General features: G+C 43.4%; 12 protein-coding genes and 1 tRNA gene. 3 read left to right on the top strand and 10 right to left on the bottom strand.

All coding sequences use genetic code 11. From position 1 onward, the window contains the following. Nucleotides 1-10: 10 nt before the first annotated feature. The 10 genes from GGE08_RS09975 to GGE08_RS09930 form a co-directional block, all read right to left on the bottom strand. Entirely contained in the window at nt 11-952 is a 942-nt protein-coding gene (locus tag GGE08_RS09975; protein WP_179384745.1) for an L-histidine N(alpha)-methyltransferase, read from the bottom strand. 6 nt (nt 953-958) lie between these two features. Further along, on the bottom strand, nt 959-2,107 hold the full coding sequence (gene egtB, locus GGE08_RS09970; RefSeq protein ID WP_179384744.1) for an ergothioneine biosynthesis protein EgtB: 1,149 nt from the start codon (nt 2,105-2,107) through the stop codon (nt 959-961). Continuing rightward, nucleotides 2,107-2,388, bottom strand: a complete 282-nt coding sequence (locus tag GGE08_RS09965) for a DUF427 domain-containing protein (RefSeq protein WP_179384743.1) — start codon at nt 2,386-2,388, stop codon at nt 2,107-2,109. The genes egtB and GGE08_RS09965 overlap by 1 nt, the downstream gene beginning before the upstream one ends. A 6-nt stretch (nt 2,389-2,394) precedes the next feature. Then, nucleotides 2,395-3,783, bottom strand: coding sequence for a mercuric reductase (locus GGE08_RS09960; RefSeq protein ID WP_179384742.1), 1,389 nt, complete (start codon nt 3,781-3,783; stop codon nt 2,395-2,397). Nucleotides 3,784-3,953: 170 nt separating this feature from the next. Then, nucleotides 3,954-4,094, bottom strand: coding sequence for a hypothetical protein (locus tag GGE08_RS09955; RefSeq protein WP_179384741.1), 141 nt, complete (start codon nt 4,092-4,094; stop codon nt 3,954-3,956). A 207-nt stretch (nt 4,095-4,301) separates the two neighbouring features. Then, nucleotides 4,302-4,375 (bottom strand) — tRNA-Arg (locus GGE08_RS09950). 104 nt (nt 4,376-4,479) lie between these two features. Next, nucleotides 4,480-5,346 carry a sugar phosphate isomerase/epimerase gene (locus GGE08_RS09945; RefSeq protein WP_179384740.1) on the bottom strand — a complete coding sequence of 289 codons (867 nt, stop codon included), beginning with the start codon at nt 5,344-5,346 and terminating at the stop codon, nt 4,480-4,482. A gap of 140 nt (nt 5,347-5,486) precedes the next feature. Next, on the bottom strand, nt 5,487-6,086 hold the full coding sequence (locus GGE08_RS09940; protein ID WP_179384739.1) for a YceI family protein: 600 nt from the start codon (nt 6,084-6,086) through the stop codon (nt 5,487-5,489). A gap of 78 nt (nt 6,087-6,164) precedes the next feature. Then, the gene (locus GGE08_RS09935; protein WP_179384738.1) at nt 6,165-7,427 is read right to left on the bottom strand and encodes a hypothetical protein; all 1,263 of its coding nucleotides are present in this window, start codon (nt 7,425-7,427) and stop codon (nt 6,165-6,167) included. Between the two features lie 35 nt (nt 7,428-7,462). Next, nucleotides 7,463-8,065 carry a YceI family protein gene (locus GGE08_RS09930; RefSeq protein WP_179384737.1) on the bottom strand — a complete coding sequence of 201 codons (603 nt, stop codon included), beginning with the start codon at nt 8,063-8,065 and terminating at the stop codon, nt 7,463-7,465. 332 nt (nt 8,066-8,397) lie between these two features. Here GGE08_RS09930 and ppdK point away from each other — a divergent pair, with 332 nt between their 5' ends. The 3 genes from ppdK (at nt 8,398) to GGE08_RS09915 (ending at nt 13,683) form a co-directional block, all read left to right on the top strand. Next, nucleotides 8,398-11,118, top strand: a complete 2,721-nt coding sequence (gene ppdK, locus GGE08_RS09925; protein WP_179384736.1) for a pyruvate, phosphate dikinase — start codon at nt 8,398-8,400, stop codon at nt 11,116-11,118. A 113-nt stretch (nt 11,119-11,231) separates the two neighbouring features. Beyond that, entirely contained in the window at nt 11,232-12,962 is a 1,731-nt protein-coding gene (locus tag GGE08_RS09920) for an alpha/beta hydrolase-fold protein (protein WP_179384735.1), read from the top strand. Nucleotides 12,963-12,966: 4 nt separating this feature from the next. Further along, nucleotides 12,967-13,683, top strand: coding sequence for a DUF6090 family protein (locus GGE08_RS09915; protein ID WP_179384734.1), 717 nt, complete (start codon nt 12,967-12,969; stop codon nt 13,681-13,683). Nucleotides 13,684-13,686 lie beyond the last annotated feature (3 nt).

Raw genomic sequence — 13,686 nt, 5'->3', positions numbered from 1 at the left:
AAATAAAATACTAGCTAGCCGGCTGAAACAGAACAAACGAATATCCCTTGCTCGTGTTGAAATAATTCTGTGCAATATGCATGTTTGATTCCTCGGCGATTTCTTCAATATCGCTCCAAAAGAACTTTTTGGAAATCTCCGTGTGGATGGCTTCAAATAGGTCAAAGGATGCGGAAAAGCCATTGGAAAACTCGACAGTCTGCTTTTTCATACTGATAATTTGACTGGAGGCTATGCCCGTCAGTGGATCATAAAACGGAAAATGATCAAAATGTCGGGTATCAAAATTCGCACCCAGTTCCCGATTCATCCGTTCCAACAAATTAAGGTTGAACTGTTTGGTAATCCCTTGACTATCATCGTAAGCCGCAAGGATTTTTCTGGGGTCTTTTACAAGGTCGAAAGCGACCAAAAAATAGTCGTTCCTGTCCAATCCAGACTGTACAAACTTAAAAAAGTCGATTACCTCCTCCGTGGTATAATTGCCGATATTCGCTCCCAAAAACAGAACCAATCTTCCGTTGGATGTTTCGGTGAGGGATTGATAGGTTTCAAAATAGTTACCGGCGATACCGTTGTAGTCAATGGATTCAATTTCATTTCTGATCTCCGTTTGGTTGATATCCAACACATTTTCGGAGATATCCATGGCAACATATTCCAAATCGCTGAAATAGGGTCGGAATTGTTTGAGCAAATGCTTGGTTTTTGAGCCATCGCCTGCCCCTAGTTCCACAACTTGCAAAGACGAATGTTGCGCGGCAATATCTTTGGCAATCTGATGGCTTTTGTCGGCTATAATCTGCATTTCGCAACGGGGAAGATAGTATTCATCCAACTTCATGATACCTTGGTACAGTGCATCGCCCTTGGCATCATAGAAGTATCGGGACGAAATTTCCTTTGGGGATTTGCTCAGTCCTTCTTTTACGTGTTCAAAAAATTCTCCCATGCTATTTTACTTATTTACCAATCGAATCCCTGAAAAAATCCATCTACTGGAGGCATGAAAAAAATTACGGTACGTATTTCTTTCGTGGCCTTGTGCCGTAGCTACCGAAGCGCCTCTCAACACCATTTGGTTGAGCATAAACTTCCCGTTGTATTCCCCGAGAGCTCCCTCGGCCTGGGTAAAGCCAGGATAAGGTAAATAGGCAGAGTGTGTCCATTCCCATAGTTGACCCCAAGCCAATTTATCGGCGGCCACTTCCCATTCAAATTCGATGGGCAATCGCATTCCTTTCCAATTGGCAAAGGCATAGGCTTCGTACATGGAAATATGGGATACCGGTACATCTGGATTTAGCTTTTCCAGCCCATTAAAATGGTACTGTTGCCATTCACTGTCATGGTAATGCCAATATAGGGGGTGTGCGATGCCATTGTTTTGGATAAAATGCCATCCTTCATCGTGCCATAGATTGAAATTGTTGTATCCGCCATCTTCCATAAACTCCAAAAATTCGCCATTGGTCACCAACCTATTACTGATTTGGAAATCTTGTAGATAGACCTTGTGCGAGGGGAGTTCGTTATCAAAACAAAATCCGCCCCCTGTATGACCGATTTCATACAAACCTTCTTGAAAAGAAATCCATTCCTGTTTTTGGCGCTCCGCTTCCCATCCAAAAACATTTCCGATGCTGGGAAATGTGGGCTGTGTTCCCAAGATATATTTGATATCATAGGCCAAAAGTTCCTGGTGCTGTTGTTCGTGATGTATCCCTATTTCAACCAGTTCGAATACTTCATTACTGGGGTGGCTCTTCAAGATGTTCTCGATAGCGTTGGTAACATATTCCCGATATTCGTAAATCTTGGAGACACTAGGCCGGGTCATAAACCCACGATCTTGCCGCTGGGTTCTTTTGCCCATATTGTTGTAATAGCTGTTGAACAAATAGGCAAAATCGGGATGGAATACCTTGTAATTATTGTCGTATTTCACCAAGACAAACTGCTCAAAAAACCATGTGGTATGGGCCAAATGCCATTTTGGTGGTGACACATTTTCCATAGGCTGTACCACATAATCTTCGGTTTGAAGCGGGCTGCATATCGTTTCGGTCTCTTTTCTGGTCTTTAAAAACTGGTCTTTTAACTTCATTAACTTTCAATCTTTACTCCCTTCCAAAAAGCATAATAGCCTGCAATCCCCTTCGCCAAAGCAGAGGGATTTGCATAATACCAAGCAGCGTCCTCGTTGGCAACTCCGTCCACCACGATCGTCTTGTAATTGGCGGTGCCTTTCCAATGGCAAGTGCTAGTGGTATCGCTGTCCTTAAAATACGTTGGATTGATGCTTTCCGGTGGAAAATAATGGTTGTTTTCGATTATGATTGTGTTGGCACTTTCGGCCACAATCTGATTGTTCCAAATGGCTTTCATATTTTTCTACAATTTAGTCAATGATTCCAACATGGTGGGAATAAGCTCGGAAACGGTAGGATGGGGTTGTACGGAGTCGCGTATCACCTCATAACTTTTATTAGCATACATCATGTTGATAAGGCCACTGATAATCTCATCCCCGCCCACACCAAGTACTGTGGCTCCCAATAATTTTTTGGTCTTTGCATCGACCACCACGCTCATATAACCTTTGGTTTCTCCTTTTTCCTTGGCACGGGCAACTTTGTTCATGGGTCGATGTCCTATGAGCACATCCATCCCTTTATCTTGGGCCTCTTTTTTGGTGATGCCGACCCTGCCCAAGGGTGGGTCAACATAAAGTCCGTAGGTTGTGATTCTATCGGATACCTTTCTGTTTTTTCCATCAAATTTATTCTCAGCAAGAATCTCGTAGTCATTGTAAGCGGTGTGAGTAAATGATCCTTTGCCATTGCAGTCGCCCAAGGCAAAAATGCCTTTCACATTGGTTTCCAAGTAATCGTTCACCGCTATGAATCCTTTATCATCTATTTTTACACCGGTATTTTCAAGCTGCAGGTTTGCAGTATTGGGGCGTCTACCAACGGCCAACAAAAGATGACTCCCATCTATTTCCAATCGACCCTCCTTGGAGCAATTGATTTGTGCAGTAATTCCACCTTGTCCATTTTTCTTGGCGGACAGACAAGTTGCGCCGAGCCTGAAATCCACCCCCTCCTCTTCCATCATTCGTTGAATAGTTTGACTGGTTTCCTCATCCTCCTTTCCAATAATGGTCTTACCCCGTTCAATAATGGTGACCTTTGAACCCAATCGCGAAAACATTTGGCCAAATTCCAGACCAATATAGCTTCCACCGATAATCAAAAGGTGCTCAGGCAATTCTTCCAACTCCAATATACTCTGATTGGTGAGATACGGGATGTCCTCATAGCCATCAGGAATAAATGGACTGCCACCAACATTGATATAAATTTCCTTGGCGGTCAAGAATGTATGGTTTACTTCCACAATCTTATCGCCTTCAAAACGTGCCTCTCCTTTAAAAAAACTGATATTTTCATGATTCTCCACCCCTTTGGCAATGCCATTCAAGGAATTTTGAACCAATTTGTCCTTTCGAGCTTTTATGGCGCGAAGGTTTGCTTTGGTTCCCGGTGGAATTTCAATCCCAAGGTCCCCTCCATGCTGTGCCTCCCACATACGTCGGGCACTGGCCACGTAGGCTTTGGTGGGTGTACAGCCATTATTTACACAGGTGCCTCCGAAATGTTCTTTTTCGATAAACGCCACTTTTTGACCTTCCGATGCCAATTTAAAAACTAATGGGGTCCCTGCTTGCCCAGAACCAATGATGATTGCATCAAAAGTGGTAATCTGTTTACGGTCCATAATTCGTTCTTTTATTGCTTCCTTCAACTGTTTCCTTTTGTTCAGGGAAGATTACATGCTGTTCTTTGGATATTGGTCGTTGTTTAATGGTCAAATTATCTTGGAGAGTGGTTTTTTCTTTGTGCTGTGGTACAACTGGTGGATATTATACTTTGTTTCTAAGCCAGTGGCTACGGTTTCTTGTAGAGCATGATTGCAATCAGTATAAATCCTAAACCCGTTAGGCCCGGTGGAAGAATACGGGCATTTATGGAAATGAAAATCATCGCAATGGCTATAAGAAGCAAAATGACAAGAAGTAGCTTTTTCATGTTTCACATTTAAAATATGGCTGCAATCGCGTATGGGAAAGATCAAGTGTTGTTTCTGATCAATACTGGTGTTGGAAAAAAACAAGGACCCTATAAATTGATTATGCATTCATTTACAAGTTACAGGTTTAAAATTTAATCCTCGATGGTGTGGTTGAATATCTTGATAAAAGCAAAAAAGCCCCCATGTTTGGGAGCTTTTTTTAGTGATCGCGGAAGGATTCGAACCTTCGACCGTCTGCTTAGAAGGCAGATGCTCTATCCAGCTGAGCTACGCGACCAAACTTTGCGGGTGCAAAGATACTAATGTAAGCGGTTGTAAAAAATATTTTTTTGATTTCTTGCCCTTTTATTGCAATGCTATCATAACCGCTTACATTGGTTTTTATTGAAACCCTATCGCTTTCAACGCTTTATGGCTGATTTTGATCACTTCCAATGGTTCCTTGTCCCAAGTTCTGTCCTGCTCCACAAAATACATTTGCATTCCCGAAGCCTCTTTCTCGTTCAAAATTCTACCAAAATCAATGTTTCCCTCACCAACAGGGGCGAATCGCCCTTCGTCGTCCATATCCTTAACATGCCATAGTTTGAACCTGCCGGGATATTTCTCAAAATAGGCCACTGGATCAGCACCGGCTTTCGTCACCCAATAGAGGTCCATCTGAAAATTGACATATTCCGGGTCTGTGTTTTCCAATAGATAGTCAATAGGCTTTATGCCATCTTCATTGTCCTTGTATTCAAAATCATGGTTGTGGTACAATAGCTTTAATCCTGCGGCCTCACATTTTTTCCCCAAGGTTGTCAGTACGTTGGCAAAATCTTCCATGGTACCTTTCATCCCCATTGTCCTGTTCTCGCGATCAAAAGTGAACATACCCATAGGTGGTACAGGAATGGTAAAATAGGTAAAGCCAGCCGCTTTGGTATCGGCGATCAATTGATCAGCATTGTCCAAAGTAACCATTCCCATGTGGGTACTAACAGGAGTCAATCCAATACTTTCTAGATAGGATTTGAACTCCTTTGGGTCCATTCCGTAAAATTTTCCTTCATTGTAGCCTGCTGCCTCTATGTAAGCATAGCCCGCGTCGGCAACTTTTTGAAGAGTGCCTTTGGCATCTTCTCCCATGTTGTCCCTAACGGTATAAAGTGCAAGTCCACCAAAGTTGTCCTGAGCGTAAAAAGTGGTTGTCAATAGCACAAAGGCCAACGCAAGTATACCCTTTGTCAATGGTAATCGTTTCATTTGAAGTATTTGTTTAGTTTCAGTTATTTATGTAGCACACAAGATACTGATTATTGGTTTTATGAAATATGTGCTCAAACAAAAAATCCGTTAGATAATTTTATCAAAACGGATTTCTTTACCCTAACAGCATACAATGCTTAGATTTCGCTCATTTGAAGGGTAACATGCACTTTGATTTCGTCGTCTACCTTAATCATACCCAGCATTTTTTTGGGAGCTTTCAACTCAAAATCACTCAATTTCAAGTCTAAAGTACCCTTTACGCAAATATCCTTGGCCTGCTCACATTGCAATAGGGTCTGGTACTTGCGGGTAACCCCGGCGATTTTGATCTCCAAGCCAACACTCACCATATTTTGATTGACAGATGGGGGCTCTACGTACAATAATCTTAGCCCGACTTGCGGATGCTTCTCCGTTTTGAGCAACTCTTGAAAATCCCTGTTGATGGCCTTTCCTCCGCAATCAAAACAATCATTGACCAGCTTTAGCTCAGCATTCCTAAAAAGAATATGCTCAGATTTTTCGTCGTAGATCAAACGAATGGGTACCTCCAATTCCTGTAAATTGTATTTGCAGGTAAAGTTATTGACATTGGTAGTACCAGCGATCACTACCTCGCTTTGTGGCTCCACCCTTACCTTAGTCTCCCGTTCAGGGTCGCTAAAGGAAAACCAAGACACAAGCACGAGGCCAATGAAAAGTGTTTTCGTTATTTGTGGAATAGAGGTTATCATGATACTTAAATATAACAATTTTAATATCCAAGACCTAGGACATTATTGCCCTAGGTCTTTTTTGAACATTTATAATTTCTAGAAGCTGATCACCGCTTCCAACAAAAGTCCTTTAAACTGACCTTCGTTGAAGATACTAGTGGTATCGAATCCATCATACTGTTGGTTTACGTATTCTATTTTTGCCAAAATGTTCTTGGTCAAGAATACGCCACCGCCCAATTGGAACCTGTCAATAGTCACTTCGGAACCGGAAGGGTCATCGGAAGTTACTGTATTGTAACGGGTAGCCAAATAGAAGTTTTCATTGTTTCCAAATCTGTAGATCAATTCACCGGCCAACTGAGTAGCCTTTCTATCTTCGGTTTCCCCATTGCTTCTTCCCGAAGCAGTTTCAATGGTACCAAAGAATTCCAATCCTTTGTATTTCACAAATGGATTAATCATAAAGGCAGTAATCTCATTGTTGAATCCTGGGTTGTACCTACCTGATCTGAAGTTGCTGGTGGCGGATGCCTCTGTATCCTCCATCACCAAGTAATATCTTGATCCTGCACGGTCTGCACTGTAAAGGTATACCCGTCCTGATTTGTTGGTGCTGTACATGGAACCTGTAAGTCTCAATCGCAAATCTTCATTGATTTGACCATCGTAACCCAATTTGGCCAAAATGGAGGCTCCTGTAGTCTCTGGGTTGGTAACAGCTTGGTTCAATTTTCCATTGGAAAGCCCGAACATCCCAATGAAACCGTTCTTTCTAAAGTATACTTCCCCACCTACCTCTGTGGTAAAGGCATCCATGATCAAGTTTCCTACAAAAGGGTTGTGCATGGCCTGTGCGTTGTCCGTTCTTCTGAAGTGGGCATCACCATAGTTGTTTTCCATGTGACCCACCTTAATGGTAAGGTACTTCATGGTATTCTCCAAGAATCCAGGACTGATGAAATCCAAATTATCAACTTGCAAATACCCTCCCTTTACATAAGGTTCGGGGTGGTGACGCGAAGATAAATAGGTTCTTAGGTGCATACGCACCCCTTTGGCCAAGGCCACGTCCAAATCCAAGTTGGCCGTTGCCAAGTTAAAGTTGTCCCCGATCTCGATCAGCTCCACGGCTCCAGAGTTTTCATGGTCGATAGCCTGAAATTGCAGTGTAGAAGATCCTCCCACACGTACCTTAATCCCATCGAAAGTGGAAACGGAATCCTTAGGGGCCTCAAATACATTGATGCCTGTTTTGTCCGGGTTACGGAAGTTGTCGAGTTGACGGTTTTGGGAAAATCCCGATAGGCTAACTAGGAAAGCAGTAGCCAACAATCCAAATTTTGTGTATTTTTTCATGATTGTAGATTTATTAGTTGAGTATTAAGATTAAATTATTTCCAAACGGTATTGAAGTGAACCTCGATGTCATCTCCAGTGGTAATCGTTCCCAAAAGAGCTTTGGGAGGTTCAATATTGTAATCGGTCATTTTCAGGGCCTTTTTGCCTTCCAGGACCACCTTGTCACCGTTGATACTTAGGTTAAAAGGCAGGTCAATGGTCTTGGTACTTCCCGAAATGGTCAGGTTGCCTGTTGCCACTACTTTGTATTTGTTGGAAGTGGCTGTGATGGGCGAAATGCTTTTCACGTTCTTCATCTCAAACACAATTTGTTTGTGGGTTTTGGTATCCAAGGCCTTATAGGTGTTTTTGTCCATGGCTCCTTTACCACTTTTTAAGCTTTCCGCTTCTACCACAAACTTTAAGGATGTGATTTGGGGCAGTTCTCCCGTCTTGTCCAAATTGATGGAACCTGATTTTTGCTCTGCCACTTCTTCCCAATCGTGCAAGGTGGAAGTTCCTGTAACCAGTACTTCTCCTTCCGAATTATTGAGGGTAAAATCTTGTGCAAAAAGTGCCATCGGAACAAGGGCGAACGATAGCCAAAAAATGACTGCTTTTAAAAGCGAAGGTCGATGTGTGATATGATATTGCATAGTTTTTGGTTTTTGATGGGACAAAGATCTATTGCGAAATATTTTTAAAAGATGATATATGTCAGTTATTTCCTAAAGCCTTGATTTCAAAGGAAAAAGCACCCCATATTTTTTTATTTTTTTTGGTTTTCCAATACATTTTGATGGTATTTCAACCTCATTTGGATAAAATTTTCGCAAAAATTTGGCGCATTTTTAATTTGCCCTCTTAAAGACCACGTTATCAAACCCTTCTTGGTCAAAATCCTGATTTATATCATATTCTGCGGATAGGTTAGCCAGTAATTTTACAGGAACAATTAGCATGTATCAATCTCTTAATAGATAAAAAGATGGAAACACTCACAGCAAATCAACTCAGCGTCTATTCCTTCGGCAACAAAAAGGCCGATGGTGGACGCGAAATGAAGAACCTGCTCGGAGGAAAGGGAGCCAACCTTGCCGAAATGAGTCGAATAGGAATACCCGTGCCACCTGGCTTTACCATAACCACAGAAGTATGCACCCAATACAACGAGGAAGGAAAAGAAGCGGTCATCCAGCGCATTGAACCCGAGGTAAGGGATGCCATTACCAATATTGAGCAAACTATGGGTGCCATTTTTGGAGATGATGAAAATCCACTATTGATTTCGGTACGCTCTGGCGCTAGGGTTTCCATGCCGGGCATGATGGACACCGTGCTGAACTTGGGACTCAACGATGAATCCATAAAAGGAGTCATTAAAATGACGGGCAACGAGCGTTTCGCCTGGGACTCCTATCGTCGATTCATCCAAATGTACAGCAGTGTGGTCATGGGCCTCAAACCAGAATCCAAGGACGATTTGGACCCATTTGAAGAAATCATAGACCATTTAAAAGATAAGAGGAGAATCGAACAGGACACCCAATTTACGGTACAAGACCTGCAAGATCTCGTATACGATTTTAAGGACATCGTCAAAAAAAGAACGGGCAAACCCTTCCCTACCAACCCATGGGACCAGCTTTGGGGAGCCATTTTGGCTGTTTTTGATAGCTGGAACGGTGACCGAGCCATTTATTACCGTAAAATGAACGGGTATCCCGAAGATTGGGGTACCGCAGTAAACGTACAGGCCATGGTATTTGGTAATATGGGCGAAGATTCCGGAACAGGGGTTTGCTTTACGAGGGATGCCGGGACCGGCGAAAATATGTTCAATGGCGAATACCTGATTAATGCCCAAGGCGAAGACGTGGTGGCCGGAGTACGTACACCGCAGCAAATTACCCTGCTTGGTTCCCAACGCTGGGCGAGACTTGCGCAAATCGACGAAGAGGAACGCAAGGAAAAATATCCATCATTGGAAGAATTGATGCCTGACATCTATAAGGAACTCTTCGAATATCAAAATAAATTGGAGACCCATTACCAAGATATGCAGGACATGGAGTTTACCATCCAGCAGGGTAAACTTTGGATTCTTCAGACCCGAAATGGTAAACGAACCGGTGCAGCCATGGTAAAGATTGCCATGGATCTGCTCAAAGAGGGATTGATCGATGAAAAAACAGCGCTCAAGCGCATTGAACCCAATAAGCTCAACGAACTGCTACACCCAGTCTTTGACCCTGAGGCTTTGAATGAGGCCGATGTCATCGCACAAGGGCTACCGGCCTCTCCCGGTGCTGCAACGGGTCAAATCGTATTCTTTGCAGATGAAGCATCCAAGTTCAAGAACAGTATTCTAGTTCGGGTTGAAACCTCCCCAGAGGATGTGGAAGGGATGCATATTGCCAAAGGTATCGTGACCGCTCGCGGTGGGATGACCTCCCACGCTGCCGTTGTTGCGCGTGGAATAGGCAAATGTTGTGTATCCGGAGCAGGAGCGTTAAAAATCAACTATAAGAACAGAACACTAAAAGTGGGCGACCATGAATATCACGAAGGAGATTGGATTTCCATCAATGGTTCCACAGGTAATATTTTGGAAGGAAAAGTAGCCACCAAAGAACCAGAACTCAGTGGTGAGTTCGCTGACTTAATGAATCTATCCGATACCTACGCCACTTTGGATGTTAGAACCAATGCAGATACTCCCAAAGATGCTTTGGTTGCCAGGAACTTCGGTGCCAAAGGTATTGGGTTGACCCGTACCGAGCACATGTTCTTTGAGGTAGACCGCATCAAGGCCATGCGCGAAATGATTTTGGCAGACACCGTTAAAGGACGCAGACAGGCCTTAAAAGAACTATTGCCCATGCAACGCAGTGACTTTGAAGGCATCTTTAGGGCCATGGAGGGCTACCCAGTAACCGTTCGATTGTTAGATCCCCCATTGCACGAGTTTGTACCTCATCAACTGGCTACCCAAAAAGAATTGGCCGAAGATTTACATATTTCGCTATCAGCCGTAAAAAGTAAAGTGGCCGAGTTGGAAGAATTCAACCCCATGATGGGACACCGTGGTTGTCGATTGGGCACTTCATATCCGGAAATCACCGAAATGCAGACCCAAGCCATCTTGGAAGCAGCGCTCAAAGTAAAAAAAGACGGTATCATTGTAAAACCTGAAATTATGGTTCCGTTGGTAGGCACTGTGGAAGAGTTCAAACAACAAAAGGCCATAATTGATGCCACCGCTGAGGAGGTGTTTAAAAAACGTAAGGATACTGTGGAGTATTCCGTAGGTACCATGATGGAAACCCCAAGGGCCACATTGATTGCCGACAAGATCGCCGAAGATGCGGATTTCTTTTCCTTCGGAACCAACGATTTGACCCAGATGACTTTTGGATACTCCAGGGACGACTCAGGAAAGTTCCTCCCAACCTATCTCGAAAAAGGTATTCTAAAACATGATCCTTTTGAAGTATTGGATCAAGAAGGTGTGGGACAATTGGTGGAAATGGGAACCCAGTTGGGACGTAAGACCAAATCCAATCTTAAAGTAGGTATCTGTGGCGAACATGGTGGTGAACCTAGCTCGGTTGCGTTCTGCCAAAAAGTGGGCATGAACTACGTAAGTTGTTCCCCATTTAGGGTACCCATTGCACGGGTAGCTGCAGCGCAAGCCGCCCTTATGTAAGCATATGTAACCAACCATTTTGTTTTGATCCCCGATGTTTAAAATTTTAAATGTCGGGGATTTTTTCTTTACGGTTAGAATGGACTATCTTAACTATCTAAAATCCAACCGTTATGACCAAGTTCACCTCATTTTTTTGCTGTTTTGTCTTATTGATGTTGTCCTGTAACCAAACAGAGACCTCGAAATTTGACATCTCCGTCGCATTCGACGAAACCGTAAGTCCAGAAAACAAAGATGGGCGACTATTGCTCATGCTGTCAACCGATGATAGCAAGGAGCCCCGATTTCAAATCAATGATGGATTGAACACCCAGCTCATTTTTGGGATGAACGTGGATAATATGGCACCCGGGACATCCATTACTTTTGATGAATCCATTTTCGGATACCCCTACCCCAGTTTAAAGGATGTTCCCCCTGGCGAATACAACGTACAGGCCTTGCTCCATGTGTATGAAACCTTCAATCTGTCCACGGGCCATACCGTGAAACTTCCTATGGACAATGGCGAGGGACAACATTGGAACACCTCTCCCGGCAATCTGTACAGTACACCTTTCAAAATAACAGTAGGTGAAAATGGCATCGACAATGTTTCCGTAACCTTGGATCAAGTCATCCCTCCTATACCCGAGCCCGAGGATACCGAGTGGATCAAGCATATTAAGATCAAATCGGAAAAGCTCTCCGAATTCTATGGGAGGGACATGTATTTGGGGGCCCACGTATTGTTGCCAAAAGGGTTTGAAGAACACCCCGAGGCCAAATATCCGTTGATGGTCTTTCATGGGCATTTTCCAAGCGATTTTGGAGGTTTCCGGACTACTCCGCCCGACCCCAATTTGGAACCTGAATACTCAGAACGGTTTGACTTGGAGGGGTACAACATCATCCAGCAACAAGAAGCCTACGATTTTTACAAAAGATGGAACGAACCCGATTTCCCGCGATTCCTCATCATTGAAATTCAGCACCCTACCCCCTATTACGACGATTCGTATGCCGTTAATTCAGCCAGCCAAGGCCCCTATGGTGATGCCATTACCTATGAACTTATCCCATATATCGAAAAAGAGTTTCGGGGCATGGGCGAGGGTTGGTCTCGTTTTCTCTACGGGGGCTCCACCGGAGGCTGGGAAGCCTTGGCCGTGCAAGTGAAATATCCGGATGAGTACAATGGCTGCTTTGCTGCCTGTCCAGACCCCATCGATTTTAGGGCATACTGCCTTACCAATATTTACGAAGACGATAATGCATATTATTACGATTCCGAACACAAGCAATTGGAAGTTCCCTCCCACAGAAATTATTTGGGCGATATCCAATCCACTTTACGACAGGGAAACCATCTGGAATTGGTTTTGGGCGATAAATCCCGATCGGGTCAACAGTGGGATATTTGGGAAGCGACCTATTCCCCACAGGGTGATGATGGCTATCCTGTGCGCATTTGGGACAAAATGACGGGAGACATTGACCACGAGGTCGCCGAATACTGGAAAGAAAACTACGATCTGCGGCACATTCTGGAACGGGATTGGGACAAATTGGGCCCAAAGTTAAGGGGCAAAATCCATATATACTGCGGAGATATGGACAACTACTATTTGAACAATGCCGTTTACTTGATGGAAGACTTTTTGGAAAGTACCACAGAGCCCTATTATGAAGGCGAAGTGTTGTACGGCGACCGTGCCGAACATTGCTGGAACGGCGACCCAGAACTGCCGAACGCCATCAGCCGCTTGCGGTACAATTCCATGTACGTGCCCAAAATCATGAAGCGTATTGCGGAAAGCGCACCACAAGGTGCCGATTTAACCAGTTGGAGATACCGATAGAAGTATGTTTGCCCTCTTTAGAAGAATCAGAAAACAGTTGGTTTCAGAAGGAAACTTCGGAAAATACCTAAAGTACGCTATTGGCGAAATCATTCTGGTAGTAATAGGCATAGTGATTGCCCTACAGGTAAACAATTGGAACGAAAATAGAAAGAGCCGTTCATTTGAACAGGAAATGCTAGCACAAATTCGCGAAAACCTGGAAGTAGATAAAATGGATTTGAAAAAGGTCCACAAAAACTTTGAAAAAGCCATTTCGTCGATTACTAAAATCTTGGAACATGAACAGGAACAGTATCCTGACAGTTTGAAATTTTGGTTAGGCGATATTCTACAGTTTGAACGGTTCGCAGCCATAACAAATTCGTACGAAACCTTAAAATCGAATGGTCTGGATAAGGTATCCGATGATAAACTCCGTAGGTTATTGAGCAACTACTACGAAAATGAAGTAGAACAGGTAAGCCGAGCCATAATTGATGTAGAGTATGCATTTCTAAATGATTGGAAACCTTTGTTGAAAGAACTTTCCATTGAGGATTTTAAGTTCAGACAGTACGTCATAGTACATGATCCTAACATATTTGATAGGTCATCTGTAGCAAGAAACAATCTAATCTTGAACAAGGATAACTATTCGGGGGGAACCACACGTATTTCACAGGTAATTCAATCCATTGATAAAATCTTGAACAGGTTATCTCCAGATCTGGAAAAATAATTT

The sequence above is a fragment of the Allomuricauda sp. ARW1Y1 genome (genome assembly GCF_013407935.1).
Classification (GTDB): Bacteria; Bacteroidota; Bacteroidia; order Flavobacteriales; family Flavobacteriaceae; genus Flagellimonas.
Note: the sequence above shows the minus strand (reverse complement) of the source record. Positions and strands in the feature narration are given on the sequence as shown.

Excerpts from the sequence above, each read along its gene's own strand:
- GGE08_RS09965 (WP_179384743.1), bottom strand. The coding sequence starts at position 2,388 with ATGAAAGCCATTTGGAACAATCAGATTGTGGCCGAAAGTGCCAACACA.
- GGE08_RS09920 (WP_179384735.1), top strand. The coding sequence starts at position 11,232 with ATGACCAAGTTCACCTCATTTTTTTGCTGTTTTGTCTTATTGATGTTG.
- ppdK (WP_179384736.1), top strand. The coding sequence starts at position 8,398 with ATGGAAACACTCACAGCAAATCAACTCAGCGTCTATTCCTTCGGCAAC.
- GGE08_RS09975 (WP_179384745.1), bottom strand. The coding sequence starts at position 952 with ATGGGAGAATTTTTTGAACACGTAAAAGAAGGACTGAGCAAATCCCCA.
- GGE08_RS09930 (WP_179384737.1), bottom strand. The coding sequence starts at position 8,065 with ATGCAATATCATATCACACATCGACCTTCGCTTTTAAAAGCAGTCATT.
- GGE08_RS09945 (WP_179384740.1), bottom strand. The coding sequence starts at position 5,346 with ATGAAACGATTACCATTGACAAAGGGTATACTTGCGTTGGCCTTTGTG.
- GGE08_RS09955 (WP_179384741.1), bottom strand. The coding sequence starts at position 4,094 with ATGAAAAAGCTACTTCTTGTCATTTTGCTTCTTATAGCCATTGCGATG.
- GGE08_RS09960 (WP_179384742.1), bottom strand. The coding sequence starts at position 3,783 with ATGGACCGTAAACAGATTACCACTTTTGATGCAATCATCATTGGTTCT.
- GGE08_RS09915 (WP_179384734.1), top strand. The coding sequence starts at position 12,967 with ATGTTTGCCCTCTTTAGAAGAATCAGAAAACAGTTGGTTTCAGAAGGA.
- GGE08_RS09935 (WP_179384738.1), bottom strand. The coding sequence starts at position 7,427 with ATGAAAAAATACACAAAATTTGGATTGTTGGCTACTGCTTTCCTAGTT.
- egtB (WP_179384744.1), bottom strand. The coding sequence starts at position 2,107 with ATGAAGTTAAAAGACCAGTTTTTAAAGACCAGAAAAGAGACCGAAACG.
- GGE08_RS09940 (WP_179384739.1), bottom strand. The coding sequence starts at position 6,086 with ATGATAACCTCTATTCCACAAATAACGAAAACACTTTTCATTGGCCTC.